We start from the raw sequence: 24340 nt of genomic DNA, 5'->3' as shown, positions 1-24340 counted from the left end.
ACAGTCTTTCTTTGAATTTTGTGGGGATCGTACAGGCATAAAGCGCAGTACGTAGGCAAAACAGCCGTTGTCTGGTCAAAATTTAGCGTTTACCCTCTCTACGTGCCCCGTAAACAAGTCACACCACGTAGGAGGAATTCATTAATCAACGTACCTCTAAAAATTAAATGAAATTAAAAACAGATAATCCCTGAATCAGTACAAAACTTTGCTGTGCAACTTCTAAATTATACAACTCCTGCTTGAATTCAGTTGCAGCAGCTAATGGGTCAACTTCTTGTAACCTCTTTAAAATAATTTTGCTTTGTTCAATTAAATCTGAGTTTGCTGTTTCAGCATGTTCTAACTGATTTAAGCGAGCTCCCAGGTTGGCACGAGCATCCAAAATAGTGGTTAAAGCACTATCTATTTGGGCCAATATTTGATTATTAACAGTAGTTGCTGCTGCTTTTTCTGCAGCACTTGAATAAGGTTGATTCAAATTATTAATCATATTCTGAATCGTTGCAAAAACCGATTCATTTTGAGAAGGAGTAATTGAAAAGGCATCACCAGGATTTGGCATTCCTGAAACTTTCATTTCCATACCATTAAAACTAACACTCATCCCCTCTTCGTATAAAGGAGCATCATCGGGTAATCCTGTAGGAGGAATTACATTCCCGCTTACTGCGCCACTGACCATAACGACCAACTGTCCCTGTGAATTTAATGCAAAACTCATGGTATAATTATCAGGCACATAGGCTGATGGAGTAGTTACCGAACCCGTATCTAATGATGCAGTTCCAGTATTTGGGGTATTTGTTTGTTTGATGGTAAAACTGCCATTTCCATTGGGTATTCGCATAAAAAGAGCATCACCCGGATCATTAACAGCCATTTGCAAACTACTTGCAACGAGCTGAAAACGCTGTGTACTGTCCCCATTGTATACATATTGCCCCAAGGAGTTAATTGAAAAAGGTACTGTGGAAGTTTGCCCGCCACTAAACATATAATCACCATTAATATCTTTTGTATTGGCAAAATCAAGCAACTCATTCAAAATGATATTCGCCTCGATTGCTAATGCCTTACGATCCTGTTCAGACAATGTTGCATTCCCAGCTTTAACCTGAATTTCCCGCAAGCGCTGCATACTGGTGGTGCAGTCATTTAAAATGGACTCCTCCATACTCAGCGCACTATCAGCACTTTCACGATTTTTTTGAAGAAGCTCTGTGGTACTTATACGCTGATTCATTAGTTCTATCTGCGCAAAAGCGATAGGATCATCAGATGAATAACGTACCTTTAAAAAATTTTCGTTTAGTTGTTCTTGCAGTTTCGCTACTCGCTCTTGCTTGAGTAATAAACTGCTCAAACTGTTCTGATAAATTTGATTTGTTGAAATACGCATTTATCACCTCATTATTTGAAAAAGTATTTCCATCATTTGATTGGCTATTTCCATTAGCTTTCCTGCAGCTTCATATGCTTGCTTGAATTGTAATAAATTTTCCGCTTCCTCATCGAGGTTAACTCCACTGATACTTTCCTGATAATCCACAGATTGTTTATATAAAACCTGAAATGCATCACTGCGATTTTTGGCTTCGTTAGTTAGGCTGCCTGAATCAGACAGTAAATCAGAATAAACGTCAAAAAGCGTTTCTGTACCGCTAGAAAAAATATCTTGTTGTTGAATTCCAGCTAGAAGCAACCCATTGCGATTATCACCATATCCCCCTTGGTTGTACTGGGCTGTAAACTGATCGCCTGTATTTGGGGCGCCAGATAAAGTAATAGAATAAGAAGGATTGATATTATCCGGAATCTGAATCACATTGTCTGTATTAGGAACAAACGTAATTGGGCCAGTTGTAATACCATCAGTGACGTTAATCAAATTGAATTGAGTTGGGGAAATAAAATCAATAGTATATTGTTTTGTAACCTCAGTAGTATTTAAAACAGGCCCCAAATCAATTTTTCCTTGCCCTGTATTGTTTAGAGAAGCACTGGTTTGCACCGGTGATGCAAGTGCCAATTGACGCGGATCGCTCATCAATAGGGCAAAATTCGAAGCTGCTCCACGTGTAGGCATAATTGTAAAAGAATCATTATTTGCCAAATTAGCTATGTTATCTACAGTAATCGTCATCCCATCAACTACAATTTGTCCTGCAGGAGGAGCTGGTGGATTGCTACTCCAATTTAAAGTTACCGCAGAACCATCAGAGTCACGAATAAGTGTTACCTGATTTGCCCCTGCATTGGTAACAACTAATTGGTAATCCGTTATTTTGGTTTGTGAAATATCAGAAATATTTACAGACAATACTCCAGACCCTGTATTTGTTGCTGCTTCAATCGAGCGATTCAATTGCAACGCTTGGCTGTTATAATCAGTAAAAATATTCTGTCCTAATTGATTGTTCAAATCCATACCCAAACAATTTTGAGCATTGAATGTTTGTGCTAAACCAATCGCCATTTGGCCTATTATTTGACTGGTTTTAGATAAAATATTTCTTTCATAATCGAGTAAACCGCCTAATGTTCCGCTTGCTAGTTGATTAGTAATATCTGTTTGTCCTGCACCTGTATCCAATGAAATATGAGTCCCTTGTGCTGTTAATTGATCATAACTCACAGATAAAGCACGTTGCGTTGCTCCAATCACCAACATTTGACCACTGCCAATTCCCACATTTACCATCCCATTACCTTGTTCCACAACAGTTAAATCGGAGTATTCAGACAGTTGCTTGAGTAATTCATCCCGTTGATCCAGCAATTCAGGGGAATTAGGGGAGTTCATTATTTGTCCGTTCACAGCAGCAAGATCTGATGTTAATTGATTAATTTTATTTGCTATTTCCTTTATCTGTGCTGTGGAGTTTTCTTGATATTGATCGAGATTTTGCTGTAAGAATAAAAATTGACTCGCTAATAATTGACTTTGACTCATAACCACATTTCGCGACGCAACATTGTCTGGTGCATTATTGAGTTGGCCTAACGAATCAAAAAAAGATTGCAAAGACGAGGAAAGGCTGCTGCCATCCTGAGAAAGCAACTTATTAATTTGTAAGGCTTGCTGGTAAAAAGTATCGTATTGAGATTTAATGCTTAGAGTGCTTCTCACTTGAGCATTAGCAAATTGATCCACGTTACGGGAAACATTATTAACTGCTACTCCGGTACCAATAAAAGAGCCCGCAAACTTTCGTGATGGAGTGGCAGTAAATTGAATACTTTGTCTTGAATAACCCCGAGTTTTGATATTTGCAATATTATTTCCAGTAACACTCAATGCATTTTGAAAAGCATTCATTCCCGAATAAGCAATACTTAGTATTGACATAGTTACTCACTCCCTGACCTAATATTCAAATGTCCATCAAACTTGCTCTAATAATTCACAACGTTGAATTGCCTGGTTTAATTCTTCACCATGATAAATTGATAGAATTTTTGTACCATACTCAGGATCAGTGGCATATCCTGCTTTATGTAACTCATTGACATAAAGCTCTGGGTTTCCAGTACTGGCTAAAGCATTTTGATATCGCTCACTGCCTTTGATTAAAGAAATATAATCATTAAAGCTATGTTCAATTGATGAATACTTTCTGAACGATGCATTGACTTTAATTGGAGTATCGGCAATATATTCAGTTGTTTTTACATCTACAGAGTCAAGCCTATTATTACTACCTGACTTGATATTGAACAAATTATTGCTACTGCTCCCATCAATATCCTTAGTGACAAATTTTCCCCATCCTGTTTCCAATGCAGCCTGCGCCATTAAAATTTTAGGATCCAAACCAATAAGTGACGCAGCTTGTTTGGCCTGAGGCCAAATTAATTTGACGAACTCATCAATTGTGGTAGTTGCTGGTATATCCTGTTTTGCTGCTTTAACTGGAATAGCAGGCAAAGAAGAAGGAATCTCCGCCTTAGCAGGTGTACTCTTTTCTGGTTGATCTGCAGTAGGCAGATTACGCTCCATTTGTTTTACAAGCATGTCAGCCAATCCAATACTCTTGGAATTTGCAATAGTACTGGCATATTGAGCATCTAACATATCCTGAAAAGTTTCCCGATCTTTACCTCTAAAAGGGCTAGACTCATCAAGAAAGTGTTGCCCCATACGCATACTTTTCAACATAGATTGCAAAAATATTCCTTCAAATTGCTTCGCAGCATCAGGCAGCGCTTCTTTTGCATTATTTTGAGCTTGAACTTTTAGTTCATTTAATGCATTAAAATCACTCGTTGCAATTCCATGTACGCTCATATTAATCCTTTATCTTAATCGATGATACTCAAAATACACACCTATATTACAATTAGTGTGGCATTTAATGCACCCGCTTGTTGTAATGCTTCAAGAATAGCAATCACATCAGCTGGAGTTGCGCCAACCGCATTAATACCTCGAACAATATCTTTTAATGTCACACCACGCGGCAAGACAAAAGCATGATTATTTTTTTGGTCAATCGACACTTGTGACTGCTGTGTTGAAACGGTTCGTCCATTTGCAAAGGCATTAGGTTGGCTTATCACCGGAGTCTCAGTCACACTAACCACTAAATTGCCATGCGATACCGCAGCAGATTTAACAATGACATTCGAGGAAATAACTACTGTTCCAGTACGAGCGTTAATAATAATTTTAGCCATTGCCTCGGCGGGTTTAAATTCTATATTTTCCAACACTGAAACATAATCCACACGTTGTGCCATTTTTTTAGGTGCAGTAACAACAACGGAAGCGGCATCCAATGCTCTGGCGGTTCCTGGCCCCATCATTTCATTAATGGCATCACTCATGCGCTTCGCGGTTGTAAAATCAGGGGTATGTAAGTTAAAGGTCAAATCTTTCGTAAAATAAAAAGGATTAGGTATGTCTGCCTCAATGGTTGCACCGTTCGGAATCCGTCCTCCACTAGGAACATTTACCGTAACGCTTGTACCATCACTTCCCGCAGCACTTACACCAGATACAATCACATTTCCCTGTGCTATTGCATAAACTCGTCCGTCCGCTCCTTTTAATGGAGTCATTAACAAAGTGCCGCCTAATAAACTTTTTGAGTCGCCAATCGACGAAATATTGACATCCATGGCCTGACCCTTTTTCATAAAAGAAGATAAACTCGCTGTCACCATAACCGCAGCCATATTTTTTGAATTAAGCTTGGTTCCTGGTTGTATGTTAACACCTAACTGAGTGAGCATGTTTGCAAAAGTATCTTCGGTATATCGAGTTCCGTTTTTATCTCCAGTACCATTTAAACCAACAACCAAACCATAACCAACCAACTGGTTCGTGCGAACACCAGCCAAAGTAGCAATGTCTTTAATGCGTTCGGCATAAACATGATTTGATATCAAGTTTATTGCAAACATCCATGTAATTATCAGCAATCGCCGCATTACAATTCCTTAATTAAGCATTCTTATAATACAAATCCCTTTCTAATGATAAAACGCAGCAATAGTCAGGTAGATACTCCATTTTAAATCATATTTACCTTTATTTAGATACAGGTTAGGTTATGTTGGGAATAATGGTCCCCACATAATTCGCGCTAGCCATCCCTGAGCATTCGTGTTATTCACTTGTCCTGTGCCGCCATAGGCAATACGAGCATTAGCCAGACGATCCGAAGTGATGGAATTATCAGCCCGAACATCCTGAGGACGAATAATACCGGATACGCGTACATATTCTTCCCCCTGGTCGATTTTAACCCATTTTTCACCCTGAACTACCATGTTTCCATTGGCCAACACTTGAGCCACAGTAACGGAAATGCTTCCCGCTAACTTATTATTCTGTACTGCCTGTGCAGAACCATTGAACTGTCGCTGATTGTTCAAGTCAAAATCCATACTGTAACCGCTACCAAAGGATATTGGCCGTCCCAAAAAGAGTTTGTTTTTGACTACGTTTGTGTCTGTTTTCATCTGTTGTAGTGTTGCATTTTTTGATGCATTGGTACTTTCAACCAAAAATACGGTAATGATATCACCTGCGTGCCTAGCTCTTGGTGTTTCAAAAAGAGGCAATGCCGTTTCAGCGCTATAAATAGCTCCAGACTCTTTCCTCAACTCCTTTGGATCAGGCGTTGTAGGATATGTAGGTGCAAACTCAGGATCCTTTCCACGCTGGGGAGGATTTAAAAGTTCGCACCCACTCATAAGCATGACAACTGAGCTTATAACAAGCAAATTAAATAATTTCATTAATGAAATCTTCTTAAACAGTTTGATTCAAGTATTGCAACATGTTATCCACTGTCTGGATGCTCTTTGCGGTAATTTCATAGCTTCTTTGTGCTTGAATCATATTGACTAACTCTTCAACCACATTCACATTCGATGCTTCCAAAGAGCCTTGCAACAAAGTCCCTACACCTGAATTTCCTGGATTATTCAATGTGGCAGCACCACTCGACGCAGTTTCTATAAAAAGGTTTTGTCCTATAGGTTGAAGCCCTGTCGGGTTCGTGAAATTAGCGAGTTGGATGGTTCCGAGTACAGTTGGCGTATTGCTTCCAACCACAGTAGCACTCACTACTCCATCAGTACTAATTGTTACTCCTAAAGTTTGAGTAGGAATATTTATTGCAGGTTGCAATGGATACCCATTAATATCAACAAGCTGGCCTGTATTATCTACTGTAAAAGTACCATCACGCGTATAAGCTTGGGTACCATCAGGCATTAAAATCGTAAAAAATCCTTGCCCCTGGATCATTAAATCATAAGGATTGCGTGTATTTTGTACACTTCCCTGTTCAAATATTTTTTCTGTAGCAGCTAAATGGACACCTGCACCTGAATTTATTCCCGTTGGAATTAAAGAGTTCTCTGAAGATTGGGCCCCAGCCTGGCTTGAATTCTGATAAAGTAAATCCTGAAAGATTGCTCTATCTTTTTTAAATCCAGTTGTATTAACGTTTGCTAAATTATTAGCAATCGTAGCGATATTTTTTTCTTGTGCTTCCAAGCCTGATTTACTTACCCATAATGCTGGTTCCATGGAGATCCCCCCGCAATTATTCTTATTCTTCAATTAAATTGGTTATCATTCTTGCAATACTTGTGCCAGTTTTTGGAAATTGTCTTCGATAGTAGATATCAGCTTCATATGTGCATCATATTCACGTCCTGAGGTGATCATTTCGACCATCTGATCAATAGCATTCACATTAGAACCTTCGATGGCCCCGCTTCTAACCTTAACGCTCCCATCAGCAGCAGCCGGAGTACCCCCATTCTTTAATTGGAATAAACCTTCTGAATTTTTAACAATATTATTTTTATCCAACGTAACTAACTTAATTCTATCCAATATGGCCGCGCTTTTAGGATCACCACCCAGTGGAACCACTGTAATTGTGCCATCGGCTCCTATGTTGACTGATTGGGCAGGGGGAATCGAAATTGGGCCGCCATTACCCAAAACCGGATGCCCAGAACCGGTTGTTAATAAGCCATTAATATCCAAACGTAAGTTTCCAGCTTTAGTATAAGCCTCTTTGCCTTGACTATTGCTTACTGCAAACCATCCATTACCCTCAATTGCTAGATCGAGATTACGCCCTGTTGTCATAATCTCGCCAGGGCTCAAATCAACTGCACTCGGGTTTTGTATCGAAAAGGATGGCCCTTTGCCGGATCCATCTGTATTTGCATACATAGTTTGTGCTTGATACATATCCGCTTTAAAACCTGGAGTACTCACATTCGCCAAATTATTGGCGATTATCTCCTGACGTTTAAAGCCAATCTGTCCTCCACTAGCAGCATTATACAAGATAGGATCCATAAGTTACCTCCTAACGCATATTAATAATTGTTTGGGTGATTGCATCACCAGCACGAATTGACTGAGCATTGGCTTGAAAGTCGCGTTGCGCACTAATCAAATCAACTAATTCACTGGTTAAATCAACATTAGATTGCTCCAACATACCTGATTTAATGGCACCAAACCCTCCGGAAGCAGCAGTACCAATTAAAGGTTGTCCTGAAGCAGAAGTTTCAGCCCAACAAACATTTCCCATATTTTGTAGGCCTGTAGGATCAGCAAAATTAGCTAATTGAATTTGTCCCATAGCCATAGACTGGCCATTGGTATAAATTCCCAAAATAAGTCCGCTATCATCAATACTCAGGCTGGCCAGACTTCCTGTTGTATAACCATTTGAGGAAGTAGATTGAACGCCAAAGGGGCTACCAAACTGTGTGCTGTTTGATAAATCAATATTTAAGTTTAAAGGATTAGCACCATTGTTCAAATTAAGTGACAGCGGAATTAGATTATTACCTATAGCAGCCCCTCCTGGACTAGCAACCCCGACAAAGGATCCATCCGAATTAAAATTCACTTCGAACAGATTCGTTGTATTATCTGTTCCAACATTCGCAGGAACATTTTGGTTATCAATTTGAAAAGCAACATACCATTGATTCTCTGTGCCTGGAGGAGTTGACGCATTAGGTTGCCCTGCTGCTGCAGCAGAATCTGCTTTGATAAAATACATGCTAAGCACATGCGAATTTCCTAGGCTATCGTAAATAGTTAATGATGTTGGATTATTATAAGAGCTGCTAAGTGGCGCAGCTCCACCTGTCCAATCGATGGCAGGAGGAGTACTTTGTGAATTCAAATTGACGCCAGTCGTCACTGTGGTACTTGCCTGCGGACTTATATTTTCTGTATTTATCTGTAATTTTCCGGAGGTTCCTGTAATATTTCCATTGCCATCAGAAAGGAGTCCCGTAAGATATTGCCCATTCGCATTGGTAATATAATTTTGGTTATCCAAATTAAACTGGCCCGCGCGTGTATACACCGCCCCGCCATCTGAATTATTTAAAATAAAAAAACCAGAACCATTCACTGCAAGATCCAGGCTGTTTGTACTACTGGATAAATTTCCAGATGCGAATGATTGCTGAACTTGAGTCAGCATCACCCCACTACCTATAGAAGTACTGCCTGCGCCAAAGCTGCCGTAACCACCAAAAGCATAAATATCACCAAAATTGGCACGAGAGCCCTTAAACCCTACAGTCGAAGAGTTCGCAATATTATTACCTATAACATCCAAATTACTTGTTGCTGCTTGAAGTCCACTTAGTGCTGCGTCAAAAATCATTTTAGCCTCCTGCTTTTAAACTGATATTTGTCTTACCTGATCCAATGATATTGGTCCAATCCCTGCTACATTCAATTTTAAGCCTTCTCCATTTTGACCAAGGCTTACACTATCAACATTGGCAGAGGTCATTGTTTTTAATGATACTTCTTTCCCTCCATAAACAGCATGCACCTCAATTTTATATTTACCCTCTTTCATGCGATTATTGTCACCGCCGGTACCATCCCAACTAAATTGAAAAAATCCGGGAGCAGGCTGGCCTAATGGAATCGTTTTTATTAGCTCACCAGATTCTGAATAAATTGATGCACTTAAATTACTTAGACCTGGTGGAATATCAACTGCTGCTTTTGCATCACCCTCAGTACCCAGTTGAAGGGTCTGGCTATTAACCAGAACCTTACGACCCACTAAAGCCGAAGCTTGCAGAGCCTGATTTGATTGCAGAGAAGTTGCCATTTGTTGTAACGATTCTTGCATTTTGGTAACCCCATCATTAGTACTAAACTGTGCTAATTGCGATAAAAACTCACCGTTTACTTGCGGTTGCATCGGATCCTGATTTTGGATTTGAGCAACCATTAAACGTAGAAAGTCCTGTTGTCCCAAACTGTTCTTCGTCGTAGGGTCAATTTGATTATTAAATGATGGGTTAGACGCGTTAGTTCCATTAACTGAATTTGTCGACATTCACTGTTCTCCCTTATTCACCCAACTTTAAAGTCCGTAACAATAGTTGTTTTGTTGTATTAAGCAATTCAACATCCATTTGATATGATCTAGAAGCAGAAATCACGTTTGCCATTTGTTCAACATAGTTCACATTCGGTGTATAAACAAACCCATCCTTATCTGCTAAAGGGTTATCAGGTGCATAACGCTTTCGAGGCTCTAAGGTACTCTCATAAGTTCCTTTAAGCTGAACCCCTCCTGATGCTTGCTCCCCCATCCATTGGTTTGCCTGTGCCTGCACTGCTTTGAATATCGGATACTTTGCTTTGTACGTCTCATCAGCACTCCCTGACTCTACATTAGCATTACTCATGTTCTCGGCGCTAGTGGTCAAACGCGCTGTTTCAGCGGTCAATGCTGAGCCCGCAATATTAAAAATTGCACTTAATGTCATTCTTATTCTCCTTTTAGCGCCAGCATCATGGATTTGATTTTACCATCAAGAAAACTCAGGCTGGCTTGGTAGTTAAGGGAATTGCGTGCAAATTCTGTGGTTTCCAAATCTTTATCCACTGTGTTTCCGTCTAAAGACATTTGCGACGTCACTCGATATTTCAAATTCGCAGAAAAATCAGCGTTTGTATTAATATGATTAGGCGACGTAACCTCCATTTTTTGTGCACCACCAGCCATACTTGCCGCTAAAAATTCGTTGAAATCGATATCTTGAGCTTTATAATTGGGTGTGTTGACATTGGCTAAGTTGTTCGCTAATTGTGATGCCCTTTGATCACGAGCTACTAAAGCTTTAGCATGTATTCCAAAATATGAATCCAGATCTAACGCCATATTTCCCCCCTTAAAGTATGTACAACAAGAAAAGCAAACATTGTGCCAATTTCGAATAAGTGAGAAAATAAGCGGGTTATAAATTGGGGAGCTCAACCACATGTCAAAAAATCATACTCTTCCAGAAAACGCGATTGAACAAGTAAAAACCTACCTCTTAGAATTACAAAATAAAATTTGTTCGAGACTTGAACTACTTGATGACCAAGCTCAATTTATTGAAGATGCCTGGAAACGTCCTGCGGGTGGCGGCGGAATTACTCGTGTTTTAACGCAAGGTTCAGTTTTTGCAAAAGCAGGTGTCAATTTTTCTCATGTATCTGGAGCTCATCTTCCTGCTTCAGCAAGCGCACACCGCCCCGAATTAGCAGGCAGAAATTTTAATGCACTCGGTGTATCGTTAGTCATTCATCCTGATAATCCCTATGTACCTACCTCGCATGCTAATGTTCGCTTTTTTCTTGCGGAAAAAGATGGGGCTGAACCAGTTTGGTGGTTTGGTGGAGGATTTGACTTAACGCCCTATTATGGATTTGAAGAAGATTGCACTCATTGGCATCAAACCGCCCTGCGTGCCTGCCAACCTTTTGGCCAAGAGATCTACCCTAAATTCAAACAATGGTGTGATGATTATTTTTTTATCAAGCATCGCAATGAGGCACGTGGAATTGGTGGCTTATTTTTTGACGATTATAATGAAATAAGTTTTGATCACAGTTTCGCTCTGATGCAAAGCATAGGCGACCACTATATTGAAGCTTATGCTCCAATAGTATTGCGTCGCAAGTCACATCCTTTTGGGGAAAGAGAAAAAGCATTTCAACATTATCGAAGAGGACGCTATGTAGAATTCAATCTGGTATATGATCGTGGAACCTTATTTGGCTTACAATCAAATGGCAGAACAGAATCAATTTTAATGTCCTTACCACCTGAAGTCACCTGGGAATACAATTGGCAACCTGATGCACATAGTGCAGAAGCAAAACTTTATACCGATTTTCTTCCACCACGCGATTGGTTAGCGTAACTTTATGTGGACATTGTAGCCTGGGTGAAGCGCAGCGGAACCCGGGAATGCAGTATTATTGCCGCTCCCCAGTTCCGCTGCGCTTCACGGAAACTACACCCTACTCTATTATTTTTCTGGCAAAACCACCTTCTTTAAATTGATCTTGGCCAGCAATGCAACAACAGCGTTTAATAAACTCAAAATTAAAAAAATTTTCGGGATTGCAGCACTAAAGTGTAATAAGCCAATAACCATAAATGTCCCTATAACCATGAATAGGGCGTTATAAATATTATTGGTCGCAATAATCCTGGCTCTAGAGTGAGGGGGACTGGCAATCTGTAAATAGGTATACAACGGAACTACAAATAAACCTGAGCTAAAAGCTAACATAAATAAATCAAAAGCAATACGCCAATGGGTAAACTGTGTAAAAAAGGTATTTAAAGTAAGTAGTGAACCTTGCTCTGTCAAAGGGGTAGCCCAATATAAATCCATGGTAAAGCAGGAAAAAGCAAACATAGCCCAAGGAACCATAGGCAAACTAATCCGCCCTTGAAAAATAAAATTCACTATCACTGAACCGCATGCAATTCCTACGGAAAACAAGGCAAGAAATAATGCAAAAACCGTATTATTTGCTCCTAAAACATAGTTGGTATAATCAGGTAGTTTTGTCAGGACTACTGTTCCTAACAACCAAAACCAAGATAAAATCAAAATAGATAAAAAAATACCGAAATGTTCGGTAACTTGCGTCAACATCTTATATGTCACTCGCCAAATCTGAATATCAACTTTTATCTTTTCGGAGATAGAAGGGGCTCTTGGGATAAATAGACTTGAAGTTAAACCAGCAAGAGCAATAATCACTGTTAAAAAAACCGCCAAATAAGGCTTGGGATTGTTCATTCCAATGGATAAAGAACCCATGGTAGTTCCTAGCAAAATAGCGATAAAAGTACTCCCATCGATCAAACCTGTTGCACCAAGTAAATCTTTTTTAGGTAAATGATCAGGTAAAATGGCATATTTTATTGGTCCAAAAAAAGTTGAATGCACTCCTAAACCCGTTAAAGTAAGCATCATCAGAAAAATATTGCCCCAATATAGGGCAAAACTACCAATAATCATTAAAAATAATTCTAATATTTTAATCAGTCGGGTCATTAATGCTTTATCGTATTTATCTGCTAATTGTCCAGCAGTCGCTGAAAGGAGAAAAAAGGGCATTATAAACAAAGCACCTGCTATCGCTTGGTAGAATTCAGATTGAGCTTGGTCATGTGTTAAGTGGTAACTAATCAAGGTGAGCATCGCTAATTTGAATGCATTATCGTTGAAAGCACCAAAAAATTGAGTAAGAAAAAAAGGCAAAAATCTACGTTCTTTTAAAAGGCAAAAAGCACCTGTGCCCATTGGCAAGACTCCATTGATTAATATAACCGTTCGCATGTATTCACTAAAAGATGAATACTACACTGAACGGCTATATAATTCTGCACTTGCTATCAATAAAAAACGTGTAAGTCTGATTGATTGGATTTTAATGTTGGAGGAAGAATATGATTATGCTTTAAAATCAATCCTGCAAGTTTATCATGAGCCACTGCCTCACGTACGAGTTGAGACAAGCCCGTTTCTGAAATTTTATTATCTGATAAATCGACGTATTTTAAATTTTTATTTGATTTTAATGCTTGTGCAATAAGCTCGGCGCCACCATCGCCTATTTTATTACTTCTAAGATTAAGATGGGTCAAGGATTTTGATTCAGTGATCATGGCGGCAATTTCTTTGGCACATTTTTCATCCAAATTATTATAGGATATATCTAAAATTTTTAATGTTGAATGCTTCGCCACAAAATGATGCAATGCCTTCATTCCGTCTAAACCAAAATCATTACAGCTTAATACCAACTCGTTTAGTTCAGTATTCGCTTCTATTGCTTCTAACAAATGCTGCACTCCGGCATCACGCAACCAATTTAATGATAAATCCAAAACCTTCAATTTTTTCTTTTGTAAAAAAGAGAAAAAATCAGAAGGAATTTTTTCCCCTATCCAATTATCTACCAATTTGATTTTATTCAATTTTTTTCTGGGTAAAGATTCAAATAAATAAGTAACTTGCTCGGTATCAATATGATTTGAGTAAAATGAAATTTCATTAACTTTTGATGATAATTTAAGGATATCATGTAATGCGTGATAATCTTTGTCATCCAAACTCGAATGATCAACCCTAATTCTTTTTATTGATTTACATTGCTTTGCACCCTTTGATTGTAAATATTTCTTAAGGTGGGGAAGCGCCAAGTGGTGTTGTAACTGAAAAAGTTCTATTTCTTCTAACTTTCCATGCTCATGTTTCAGTCGAATTGTCATAGTGCACCCTCTGTAAATTGAATCACTATTTAAGTGTAGATGATATTTTTCTTTTGGATGTAATGACTTATAAGATTTTCTTTAAAAAGAAAAGGGGTTATTTATGTCCAAGTCAGAGAAAATTCTCTTATAAAATTTTATTCCTACCTGTTGTGCTTTATACCGGAGGACTCCAATTTTTCACGCTACATATCGATAAACCATCCCTTCTGCCACGCTTTATGCCTGAGTGAGCTCCATATTCTGTCATCCATGCGCAGGCAGGGAGCCATTTGCAATGTACATCCTAAGCCTTAATAGGATATTCCATCCCTCAAAAAGCAATAGAAAATTAACTTAATTAAAGGAAACAATCCTCAGTAGATTCATTTGAGTTATGAACTATAACTATTTTGATAGATAGATCCCTGCCTGCGCAGGGATGACCGGACGTTTCCACTGACTGAAATTTTATAAATTTATGGGGCTCACCTAGGCATAAAGCGCGGTAAGTGGGAAGGTGAAAAATCTTGACCCCATCAGGCATGGGTACAGTACACCATAGTCAGTAAGCGTTTTAAAAATTTGAGACTCATCTCTCTGTTTCATCTCTCTGTTCGAAATAATTAGATTTGCGTTACTAAGCGAGTCAGCACATTTCCTGGTCCTACTTCTATAAAAACTGTTTCCCCTTTATTTTTTAAATAACGAATCGTTTCTGTCCACCGCACAGGATGAGAAATTTGCTTTACTAAATTTTCCTTAATCATGTTGTCGCTATAAAGCTCTGCAGTCACATTGGCAATTACCTTAGCCTTAAGTGGGGAGAATTCAAAGGGAGCCATAAATTTTGCAAACTCATTAGCAGCTGCTTGCATATAACGGGAATGAAATGCACCACTGACTTTTAAGGGGACGCACATCAGCGCTTCATTGGCAAGTAACTCATTCGCTTTGGCAATATCTGCAGCGAGCCCAGAAAGAACAATTTGTTTCGGTGAATTAAAATTGGCAAAATCTATAGAATCCAACCCATTGGCTCTCAGTAAAAATTTAATACGTTCTTCAGGTAAATTAATTACTGCCAGCATCCCCCCCCCACTTGCTTGAGCCATCAACTCACCACGCTTTTGCACAAGCTTTAACCCTGTAACAAAATCAAAAGCACCTGCTGCAAATAAAGCAGCATACTCTCCTAAACTATGTCCTATGAGATATTGCGGTGGAGGTTCTTCTGCCGCTCTTGCTAAAAAAGAAAGTGTTTCAATAACGTATAATGCAGGTTGCGTATACTCGGTATTACTCAATTGCTGTTTTGGATCATCTAAGCATAATTCTTTAATGGAATATCCTAAAATCTCATCAGCTTGTTTTATCTCCTCAGGGAAACGCGAAAATAATTCAATTCCCATTCCTTTTATCTGAGATCCTTGTCCAGGAAACATATAGATAGTCATAAGATACTCCTTTTCTGATGCGATCATACTAAATACCACTCATGATAAATAGAACCATGAATAATGTCATCTAATAAATTAAATGCAGGGTATCATGATGAATCCAACTATTTCTAAAATCCTAATATTTCGCCAAAGAATTGACAGGTTAATTATTAAAAAAAGTTTATGGCAAGTAAATGGTGCCTTCTAAATAAAGATGACTCATTCCATAAAGAAAAACTCGTCCTTCTTTTACCTCACATTGCAATTTGCCCTGACGGGTTCCTCCTTGTATCGCATCAATGCGTGATTTACCTAATTGTTCACACCAGTATGGTGCAATCACACAATGAGCCGAACCAGTTACTGGATCCTCTGGAACATTGCACCCTGGATAAAAACATCGTGAATAAACATCAGTATTTTTACCGGGAGCAGTCAAGATCAGGCCTCTATATTCCAACCGTGCTACAGCATCTAAATCTGGATCTGCTGTACGCACATCGTTTTCATCCTCATAAACAAACATTAAATCAAACTGACTTTTAAAGACTTTCAGAGGTTTTTTCAAATTTAATTGTTGCAACTCGGGTGATAATTCAATTGGGTGATAAGATAACTCTGGAAAATCCATCATTAAACCATTCTCATTTTTGTAAACAATAAGCGCCCCGCTTTTGGAGTTAAATTTTATTTTTTTATCCTTAAATCCTAATTTTTCAAAAATAACATACGCACTCGCAAGCGTTGCATGACCACATAAAGCCACCTCTTCATTTGGGGTGAACCATCTTATATAAAATCCATCTCCTTCAGGAACAAAAAAAGCGGTTTCAGATAAATTGTTTTCAGTAGCAATATATTGCATTTCTTTATCAGTTAACCAATGTTCTAAAGGGCAGACTGCTGCAGGATTACCTTCAAAAAGAGCAGATGCAAATGCATCTACCTGATACATAGATAAGTTCTTCATACCCCACCTCTTAAAGTAAAAATAAATAAACAAGAAGAAGATATATGAAGATATTTTAGAAGAATTCAAGAGGCTTTAATACGTTTTTCTTTTGGAATATTTTAGACAAAAAAGAACATTGATTAATTGTTACATCCCTATGATTTAAAATTTCTCGAGCTCAGTAAAGAGCTTACGGAAACAAATCTAGATTGCAACCATAACCAAAAGTCCATTGCATGAAAAGTAACCCGGGTTATGGCAAAACCTCGCCCAGGCTAAACTTAACACGCAGCGATAGCTGAGAATATATTGATTCGTTACCTTACTTATTCAGTAATAATTGTAACGTCTTGTGCTTTTAGTCCTTTAGGCCCTTTATCAAGCACAAAGGATACTGGATCATTCTCGTGAAGGGTTTTAAATCCAACACCTTGGATATCTTTATAATGAACAAAAATATCATCACCATTTTCATTAATGATAAATCCAAATCCTTTTTTCTCATTGAACCACTTTACATGGCCCGTTTCTCTTTGCGACATTAGCTATCCCCTTTGTCTTAAGCTTTACTATCCAACTATTACAGATGTTTATTTTCAGCACAAAAATCTTTACTATTAAAGCGCTGAGTAATTATAAACATACACTTATGCAAGAAATAATTCCTTACATATAGATTAGCATAGCAGTTTTTTATTGATTGTTAAGGATTTTTTAAAAAAATCGATATCTTTATAATTTTTTTTTCTATTGGAAATACATAATGAATCAGATGAAATCAGCTTTTATAAAATTAGCACTTGATTGCCAAGTTTTAAAATTTGGTGAGTTTACTTTAAAATCTGGCCGCACCAGCCCCTATTTTTTTAACGCAGGATTATTTTATCAAGGCAATGCTTTACGGCAATTGGGCCAATTTTATGCCAAAACATTACTTGAGCACCATGCCGAATTCGACCACTTATTTGGCCCAGCTTATAAAGGGTTGCCTCTTGCTACAGCAACAGCTATTGCCTTGGCTGAATTAGGACAAGAAACCACTGTTACTTTTAATCGTAAAGAAGTAAAAAATCATGGCGAAGGAGGCCAATTAATTGGTGCACCCTTAACCGGAAAAACAATTGTCATTGATGATGTGATTACTGCAGGCACCGCTTTTAGGGAGTCGCAGATTTTAATTAAGGAAAATGGTGGTCAATTGACCGGAGTTATTATCGCTCTAGATCGCTGTGAGCAAGGATTAACTCAGGAATCAGCATTGGCTGAAATTAAAGCGCAAGGCATTAATGTATATTCAATTATTACTTTATTTGATTTAATCGATTACTTAAAAAGTACAAATCAAAACGAGCAAGTAAAAAAACTTGAAGCATACCAAGCAGTGTATGGTTGTTAATTCCATATAAAAAAGCTGGCCCCCAGCCGCAGGCAGGGGCGCCATCTATCAAATAGTCCCAACTAAAATTATTTGATTCAATCAAGTTAAATTTTCACAGTGTAAATGGCTCCCTGCCTGCGCAGGGATGACAACTTTTTAGACATTACTGTAGGTTGTAGAAACGTATTTTCCTATTTAAATTTTTGGGAGTCTCTCAGAGACAAACTTAAAGTAGTTTCTTGTCAAATAATAAACTCTCATAACCCTTCTACCTACCCGTTTTATGCGGAATATCCAGAACAATGTTTTAATGTACTGCAGAGCTCTTTTTAAAAAGCAAGATCTCTGGATACGCGCATAAAGCACCCTACCTAGTTTTATTCACTTTTATTGTTCACACATTTTATTGACAGCATTAAAAATAGTCAGTATTATTGAGTTAATGTTATATTACGCTAATACATTAATATGAAAACACATACCACAGTAAAACATTCTGCTCTGCCTGATTTAATGCATGCCATTAGTTTGCTTGAGAATAAAGAAGAAGCATTGCAATTTTTTATCGATTTATGCACCCCAGCAGAACTCGAAGCGATGGCAGATCGTTGGCAAGTTGTTCCTTTATTGCGGCAAGGTATCCCCTATCGCACCATTCATGAACAAACAGGGGTCAGCGTGACCACAATAACTCGTGTAGCACGTTGTTTAAGTTTTGGTACAGGCGGTTATGAGCTAATCGCAAAGAGATTGGAGTTGTCGTGAAAAATCGTTTACGTTTGGCCTTACAAAAGAAGGGACGCCTATCTGAAGAATCTTTAAGACTTTTGCAGCAATGTGGTTTGAAATTTCGCATTAAACCGAATAGCTTACTTACTCATGTTGATAACTTTCCTATTGATTTACTTTTTGTCCGCGATGATGACATACCTACCTTAGTATTCGATGGCTTATGCGATGGTGGAATCGTTGGTGAAAATGTCTTGCTGGAAGCCTCTCTTGCCAATCCACAAAAATTATACAAAACAACAGCAGCATTAGGCACTTGCACTTGTCGTTTATCCATAGCCATTCCTGAGGCCACAGATTATCAAGGGCCAGGAAGCTTGGATGGCAAACGAATTGCGACCAGTTATCCTAATTTGCTAAACCAATATTTACGTGACAAAAAAATATGCGCAGAAAGTCTTATATTATCCGGCTCAATTGAAGTTGCCCCACGAATGGGTATGGCGGATGCAATTTGTGACCTCGTTTCAAGTGGTCAAACTTTGGAAGACAACAAACTCTATGAAGTTGATACTGTGCTTTTCAGTCAAGCTGTATTAATCCAAAGCGATCAGAGCTTTTCATACATGTTTCAGGACTTATTTGCCATGCTTGCACGAAGAATTCAGTCAGTACAACAAGCGCAGGAAAGAAAATACATTGTTTTTCATGCTCCGAAATCAGCTCTTGATGCAATTGCAGAAAAATTGCCTGGAGCTGAGTCACCTACAATTCTCCCTTTACCCGGCAATATGAATAAAGTAGCGGTGCATGTTGTCTCCAGTGAGCGTGTGTTTTGGAACACTTTAGAAACCATTCAAACCCTAGGAGCCAGCTCTATATTGGTTTTACCTATAGAAAAAATGTTGGAGTAGTATGATGTTATCGATTAAAAATTGGCAATCCCTCTCCCAAGCTGAAAAAAAAATTTGCCTGACGCGTCCCATGCAAACATCTTCAGTAAAAAGCAAGGTACAAGAGATCATCAAACAGGTACGAACTATCGGAGATCAAGCATTATTTACATTTACAGAGCAATTTGATGGGGCTCGTTTGAACAATCTGCAAATCCCTAAACAAAGAATTGAAAAGGCATGCATTAGTAAACAGTCTCTTGCTGCCATTACTGCAGCAGTCAAAACCATAACGACCTATCACCAAGCTCTTTTACCAGAAAATAAAAATATAGGTACAGCCAATGGCGTAACTATTCACAGCACCTACAGACCCATTCAACGAGTTGGTTTGTATGTACCAGGCGGCAATAAGACTCCCCTTATTTCTTCATTATTAATGCAAGCCATCCCTGCCCGTGTCGCTGGATGTCCTATAAAAATATTTTGTACTCCTCCTGATGCATCAGGTTCAATTAACGAACATTTATTAGTTGCAGCAAGATTATGCGGCATTGACACCATTTATGCACTTGGAGGAGCGCAAGCAATCGCAGCTATGGCTTATGGAACTGAAACAGTTACTAAGGTAGACAAAATTTTTGGACCAGGCAACAGTTATGTTACTGAAGCCAAAAACCTCGTTGCCTCAGATCCTTATGGCGCAGCAATTGATATGCCCGCTGGACCGTCCGAAGTCATGATCATTGCTGATAATCATGCAAATCCAGCATTTATCGCTGCAGATTTACTGGCGCAGGCGGAGCATGGGGCTGACTCTCAAGTCATTCTGGTTTGCGATTCACTGCACATCGCAGAACAAGTAAACCAACAACTGTATGCACAATTTAATACTCTATCAAGAACACAAATAATCAAACAATCACTGGCAAACAGCTTGATTATTGTATGCGCTGAGAAAAAAGAGCAACTACATATGATTAACTCCTATGCTCCTGAGCATTTGATTATAAACCGCGAAGACGCAGACTCTTGGATTGATGAGATACACGCCGTAGGTACCGTATTTCTTGGTTCCTGGGCAGCTGAAACACTTGGTGATTATGTAACTGGATCAAACCATGTTCTGCCAACCCATGGTTTTGCCAAAAATCATAGCGGCCTTAGTACGCTCGATTTTCTTACTCACTTTAATGTTCAATCAATTAGCAAAGAAGGAATTAAAGCTTTAGGGCCTGCAGCAATTACTTTGGCTCAAATTGAAGGATTGGATGCTCATGCACAAGCTGTAGCAATTAGGTTGAACTCACTGGAGCTTTAAATGTCAGTACTTAATTTAATACGCCCTGAATTATTAGACAATCAACCTTACAGTGTTGGTAGTGTACCCATGAGACATCGATTACATGCGAACGAACTTCCTTGGTCTGCATTAAGTACGAATATCAGTTTAAATTTTTATCCAGAAAAATATCTGCAGGACCAACTGCAAGAACAATTGGCGAAATACTATCAAGTTGAAGCGAAGCAAATTGTACTCACTCGTGGATCTGATGATGGAATTGATTTAATCACACGTTTATTTCTCAGTGCAGGGCAAGACGCATGCATGCAATTTCCACCTACTTTTTCTATGTATTCTTTCTATATCTATTTACAACACGCACAACTTATTGAATGTCCTTTAGATGCTCAAAATAATTTCCAACTTTCTCTACACGACATTCGTAATGCTTGGCAAAACAACTGTAAGCTCATTTTTTTGTGTAACCCCAATAATCCTACAGGGAACTTAATCGATCTCAACTTTATTGCAACACTTTGTAATGAATATAAAAATCGTTCTGTTATCGTTGTTGATGAAGCTTATATCGAATTTGCTCAAACCCAAAGTGCAACATGTCTCATTTCTCAATTCGATAATTTAATTGTTTTACGTACTCTGTCCAAAGCCTATGGCTTAGCCAACCTTCGTTTAGGAATTATTTTAGCTCAAGCACATGTAATTCAGGCCTTGAATAAAATTATGCCACCTTTTCCTCTTTCCAGCGTAGTGATTGATTTAGCACTACGTGCATTAGAAAAAAATGAATGGTTTTTACAGGCAATCAATACAATTAAAAAATCTCGAGCAAGGTTAATAAAGAAATTGCAATTATGCCCTGTTATCAAAAAAGTCTATTCGACTGAAACAAACTTCATTCTTGTGAAAACCAAATATACGGTTGAATTGGTTTCTTGGCTTGCTGACCAAGGCATAGTCATCAAAAGTTTTTCACCTAACTCGTCATTGCATGATCATTTACGAATTACCGTAGGTGATGAGGCACAAAATCAACTTTTGCTACGTGCTTTATCGTCTTTTCAAAATAATGTTTCAGGATATTAAAAATGCAAAAAATCTTATTTATTGACCGTGACGGAACCTTAATTGAAGAACCTTTTGATTTTCAAGTAGATTCTTTAGATAAAATTAAGCTCACACCTCATGTTATTCCCGCCCTACTGCAATTGCAAAAGGAGGGCTTTCGCTTTGTTATGGTAAGCAATCAAAACGGTATAGGTACCTCTGCTTTTCCTGAAGATGATTTTATGATTTGTCATGAATTTATCCTAGATATTTTCTCATCACAAGGAATATTTTTTGATGAGATTTTTATTTGTCCCCACATGCCCGAAGACAATTGTTTGTGCCGAAAACCTAGCACGGGCTTGGTGGATCAATTCCTCAAAGAAAGAGCACTCAATAATTCATGTACCTGGGTCATTGGGGATAGAGAAACTGACCGACAATTTGCTGATAATCTGGGGATCAAATTTTTGCCTGTCTCCAAAGAGCATGGATGGGAGCAAATTACCCAAACAATACTGAACCAAAAACGAACGGCAATAGTCCAAAGAAAGACAAAAGAGACAGACATAAAGTTAACTCTGATTTTGGATACTGACCAGAGCAGTTCCATAAACACACCATTGCCATTTTTTAACCATATGCTGGAGCAAGTAGCTAAACATGGCGGATTCAATCTTGAATTATATGCCACCGGTGATATAGAAGTTGATGATCATCATTTAATTGAAGATACCGCAATCGCTTTGGGTGAAGGGCTAAAAAAGGCACTGGGCGATAAATGGGGGATTAACCGCTATGGCTTTACTTTACCTATGGATGAATCTTTAGCATCGATAGCCATAGATATTAGTGGTAGAGGTTTTTGCAATTTTAAAGGTCAATTTACTCGAGAGTTTGTTGGAGGTCTGGCAACCGAAATGGTACCCCATTTCTTTAATTCCTTCGCCTCCTCCCTTGGCGCAACCATTCATATTGAAGTAAAAGGCCAAAATCATCATCACATGATTGAAGCCTGCTTCAAATCGTTAGGACGGGCGCTAGGCCAAGCCTGTATGAAAACAAACACTATTCTACCATCAACCAAGGGGGTATTATGATTGCCATCATTGATGTTAGCGGCACCAATTTAACCTCTTTAGTTAATGCATTAAAAAGACTGGGTTTTAATTATCAATTAACACACGATGCAAAAGAAATTAAAAAAGCAAGCCATGTGATTATACCAGGAGTAGGTACTGCAGCTTATGGTATGAATGCGCTGCGCCAATATGAGTTGATCGATGTCATTACTTCGCTAGAACAACCCCTGTTGGGTATTTGTCTTGGCATGCAACTATTGCTTGAACATAGCGAAGAAGGTGATGTTCGTTGTCTTGGTATGCTTCCTGGAAAAGCCCAGCGTTTACGCCAGCAAGAAGGTTATCCAGTGCCTCACATGGGCTGGAACCAATTGCAGTGGTGCACAGAAACGTTCTTGCAACAAGGATTAAGGGAGCACGATTATGTTTATTTTGTTCATAGTTATGCACTAGGTGAAAGCCAGTATGCTTTAGCCCATTGTGAATACAATGAACCATTCACAGCAATAATTCAAAAAAATAACATTTGGGGTATGCAATTTCATCCGGAAAAATCTGCTGAAACCGGAATGACTTTGTTAAACAATTTTTGTAACCATTAGAATTCTTCGGCAATTCTACTATAAAGGGGAATTGCCAAAGAAGTTGTTAACTGACTTAAAATATGGAGGCTCCTATGATCCTTATCCCTGCAATTGACATTCAAGCAGGTCGTTGTGTACGTTTACGACAGGGACAATTTGATCATGTCACTCAATTCGATACCCCGCCAGTAGAACGTGCTGCTTATTTTGCCGAATTGGGGGCAAAGCGTCTGCATGTTGTTGATTTGGATGGGGCGCAAACAGGAGCGATGCAACAGTTGCCTTTAATTTGTGCCATGCAAAATACAGGAATTATCGTACAAGCAGGTGGAGGAATTCGCTCTTTAGAACAAGCCCTATTATGCTCTTCAGCTGGAATATCCAATCTGGTTTTAGGAAGTATTGCCATTACCAATCCCAAACTGACCGCACTCATTATTAAGGAAATCAGTCCACAACACATTATCCTGGCTTTAGATATTCGCATGAAAAATAGAATCCCCATCTCTGCCATTCATGGTTGGCAAACAACGACAAATAATAATTTGTGGGATGTTACGTCTTATTATCTGCAATTAGGAGTTAAACAAGTACTTTGTACTGATATTGCCTGTGATGGAATGATGCAAGGACCAAATTTTGAGCTTTATAAAGAAGCAACAGAACGTTTTCCTCAAATTGAATGGCAAGCTTCAGGAGGTATTCGTAATACAGAGGATATTAATCGATTGGATGCCTTGGGAGTTACTGCAGCGATTTTGGGATTAACCCTTTACCAAGGTACTTTTGACCTGAAAGCAATGTTATCGTAGTTTACGTAGCCTGGGTGCAGCGCAGCGAAACCCAGGTTTT

The 24340-nt window shown here is 38.6% G+C and carries 25 protein-coding genes; 9 read left to right on the top strand and 16 right to left on the bottom strand.

Translation table 11 applies throughout. The annotated features are described in order from the left end of the window. Nucleotides 1–163: 163 nt before the first annotated feature. From flgL to flgB, 11 genes are all read right to left on the bottom strand, one after another. Nucleotides 164–1402: a flagellar hook-associated protein FlgL gene (gene flgL, locus A8O27_RS11680; RefSeq protein ID WP_058458818.1), complete on the bottom strand. Its 1239-nt coding sequence runs from the start codon at nt 1400–1402 to the stop codon at nt 164–166. A 3-nt stretch (nt 1403–1405) separates the two neighbouring features. Further along, nucleotides 1406–3352: a flagellar hook-associated protein FlgK gene (gene flgK, locus A8O27_RS11675; RefSeq protein WP_058458819.1), complete on the bottom strand. Its 1947-nt coding sequence runs from the start codon at nt 3350–3352 to the stop codon at nt 1406–1408. A 36-nt stretch (nt 3353–3388) separates the two neighbouring features. Further along, a complete protein-coding gene (gene flgJ / locus A8O27_RS11670; protein WP_058458820.1) occupies nt 3389–4291 on the bottom strand; it encodes a flagellar assembly peptidoglycan hydrolase FlgJ in 903 nt (300 codons plus the stop codon). 41 nt (nt 4292–4332) lie between these two features. After that, nucleotides 4333–5436: a flagellar basal body P-ring protein FlgI gene (locus tag A8O27_RS11665; protein WP_058458821.1), complete on the bottom strand. Its 1104-nt coding sequence runs from the start codon at nt 5434–5436 to the stop codon at nt 4333–4335. 120 nt (nt 5437–5556) lie between these two features. Continuing rightward, complete coding sequence (locus A8O27_RS11660; RefSeq protein WP_058458822.1) at nt 5557–6249, bottom strand: flagellar basal body L-ring protein FlgH; 693 nt, start codon at nt 6247–6249, stop codon at nt 5557–5559. Between the two features lie 13 nt (nt 6250–6262). Next, entirely contained in the window at nt 6263–7048 is a 786-nt protein-coding gene (flgG, locus tag A8O27_RS11655) for a flagellar basal-body rod protein FlgG (protein WP_058458823.1), read from the bottom strand. Nucleotides 7049–7093: 45 nt separating this feature from the next. Continuing rightward, nucleotides 7094–7837: a flagellar basal-body rod protein FlgF gene (gene flgF / locus A8O27_RS11650; RefSeq protein ID WP_058458824.1), complete on the bottom strand. Its 744-nt coding sequence runs from the start codon at nt 7835–7837 to the stop codon at nt 7094–7096. 10 nt (nt 7838–7847) lie between these two features. Then, nucleotides 7848–9173, bottom strand: a complete 1326-nt coding sequence (flgE, locus tag A8O27_RS11645) for a flagellar hook protein FlgE (RefSeq protein ID WP_058458825.1) — start codon at nt 9171–9173, stop codon at nt 7848–7850. 15 nt (nt 9174–9188) lie between these two features. Then, on the bottom strand, nt 9189–9866 hold the full coding sequence (locus A8O27_RS11640; RefSeq protein ID WP_058458826.1) for a flagellar hook assembly protein FlgD: 678 nt from the start codon (nt 9864–9866) through the stop codon (nt 9189–9191). A gap of 13 nt (nt 9867–9879) precedes the next feature. Then, nucleotides 9880–10302 (bottom strand): flagellar basal body rod protein FlgC, encoded by a 423-nt coding sequence (gene flgC, locus A8O27_RS11635; RefSeq protein ID WP_058458827.1) that lies wholly within the window; start codon nt 10300–10302, stop codon nt 9880–9882. A gap of 2 nt (nt 10303–10304) precedes the next feature. Next, a complete protein-coding gene (flgB, locus tag A8O27_RS11630; RefSeq protein ID WP_058458828.1) occupies nt 10305–10697 on the bottom strand; it encodes a flagellar basal body rod protein FlgB in 393 nt (130 codons plus the stop codon). 100 nt (nt 10698–10797) lie between these two features. Between flgB and hemF the strand changes: the two genes are divergently transcribed. Then, complete coding sequence (gene hemF, locus A8O27_RS11625) at nt 10798–11727, top strand: oxygen-dependent coproporphyrinogen oxidase (RefSeq protein ID WP_058458829.1); 930 nt, start codon at nt 10798–10800, stop codon at nt 11725–11727. A 108-nt stretch (nt 11728–11835) separates the two neighbouring features. Here hemF and A8O27_RS11620 read toward each other — a convergent pair whose 3' ends face one another. From A8O27_RS11620 to A8O27_RS11600, 5 genes are all read right to left on the bottom strand, one after another. Beyond that, nucleotides 11836–13128: an MFS transporter gene (locus tag A8O27_RS11620; protein WP_058458830.1), complete on the bottom strand. Its 1293-nt coding sequence runs from the start codon at nt 13126–13128 to the stop codon at nt 11836–11838. A gap of 92 nt (nt 13129–13220) precedes the next feature. Next, on the bottom strand, nt 13221–14099 hold the full coding sequence (locus A8O27_RS11615; RefSeq protein ID WP_058458831.1) for a leucine-rich repeat domain-containing protein: 879 nt from the start codon (nt 14097–14099) through the stop codon (nt 13221–13223). A gap of 605 nt (nt 14100–14704) precedes the next feature. Beyond that, a complete protein-coding gene (gene fabD / locus A8O27_RS11610; RefSeq protein ID WP_058458832.1) occupies nt 14705–15535 on the bottom strand; it encodes an ACP S-malonyltransferase in 831 nt (276 codons plus the stop codon). 166 nt (nt 15536–15701) lie between these two features. Then, complete coding sequence (locus A8O27_RS11605) at nt 15702–16490, bottom strand: PhzF family protein (protein WP_058458833.1); 789 nt, start codon at nt 16488–16490, stop codon at nt 15702–15704. A 308-nt stretch (nt 16491–16798) separates the two neighbouring features. Further along, nucleotides 16799–17014 (bottom strand): cold-shock protein, encoded by a 216-nt coding sequence (locus A8O27_RS11600; protein WP_003631957.1) that lies wholly within the window; start codon nt 17012–17014, stop codon nt 16799–16801. 221 nt (nt 17015–17235) lie between these two features. Here A8O27_RS11600 and pyrE point away from each other — a divergent pair, with 221 nt between their 5' ends. The 8 genes from pyrE (at nt 17236) to A8O27_RS11560 (ending at nt 24300) form a co-directional block, all read left to right on the top strand. Beyond that, a complete protein-coding gene (gene pyrE, locus A8O27_RS11595) occupies nt 17236–17868 on the top strand; it encodes an orotate phosphoribosyltransferase (protein WP_058458834.1) in 633 nt (210 codons plus the stop codon). A gap of 450 nt (nt 17869–18318) precedes the next feature. Then, nucleotides 18319–18615 carry a YerC/YecD family TrpR-related protein gene (locus A8O27_RS11590; protein WP_058458835.1) on the top strand — a complete coding sequence of 99 codons (297 nt, stop codon included), beginning with the start codon at nt 18319–18321 and terminating at the stop codon, nt 18613–18615. Continuing rightward, the gene (hisG, locus tag A8O27_RS11585; protein WP_058458836.1) at nt 18612–19493 is read left to right on the top strand and encodes an ATP phosphoribosyltransferase; all 882 of its coding nucleotides are present in this window, start codon (nt 18612–18614) and stop codon (nt 19491–19493) included. The genes A8O27_RS11590 and hisG overlap by 4 nt, the downstream gene beginning before the upstream one ends. Before the next feature lie 4 nt (nt 19494–19497). Continuing rightward, nucleotides 19498–20793, top strand: coding sequence for a histidinol dehydrogenase (hisD, locus tag A8O27_RS11580; protein ID WP_058458901.1), 1296 nt, complete (start codon nt 19498–19500; stop codon nt 20791–20793). After that, complete coding sequence (hisC, locus tag A8O27_RS11575) at nt 20794–21861, top strand: histidinol-phosphate transaminase (protein WP_058458837.1); 1068 nt, start codon at nt 20794–20796, stop codon at nt 21859–21861. A 2-nt stretch (nt 21862–21863) separates the two neighbouring features. Beyond that, complete coding sequence (gene hisB, locus A8O27_RS11570) at nt 21864–22922, top strand: bifunctional histidinol-phosphatase/imidazoleglycerol-phosphate dehydratase HisB (RefSeq protein WP_058458838.1); 1059 nt, start codon at nt 21864–21866, stop codon at nt 22920–22922. Next, a complete protein-coding gene (hisH, locus tag A8O27_RS11565) occupies nt 22919–23506 on the top strand; it encodes an imidazole glycerol phosphate synthase subunit HisH (protein WP_058458839.1) in 588 nt (195 codons plus the stop codon). Before hisB ends, hisH begins: the two co-directional genes overlap by 4 nt. A 74-nt stretch (nt 23507–23580) precedes the next feature. Continuing rightward, nucleotides 23581–24300 (top strand): 1-(5-phosphoribosyl)-5-[(5-phosphoribosylamino)methylideneamino] imidazole-4-carboxamide isomerase, encoded by a 720-nt coding sequence (locus A8O27_RS11560; protein ID WP_058458840.1) that lies wholly within the window; start codon nt 23581–23583, stop codon nt 24298–24300. Nucleotides 24301–24340: the final 40 nt, after the last annotated feature.

This window comes from Legionella bozemanae, assembly GCF_001648595.1.
In the GTDB taxonomy this organism is placed as follows: domain Bacteria; phylum Pseudomonadota; class Gammaproteobacteria; order Legionellales; family Legionellaceae; genus Legionella; species Legionella bozemanae.
Note: the sequence above shows the minus strand (reverse complement) of the source record. Positions and strands in the feature narration are given on the sequence as shown.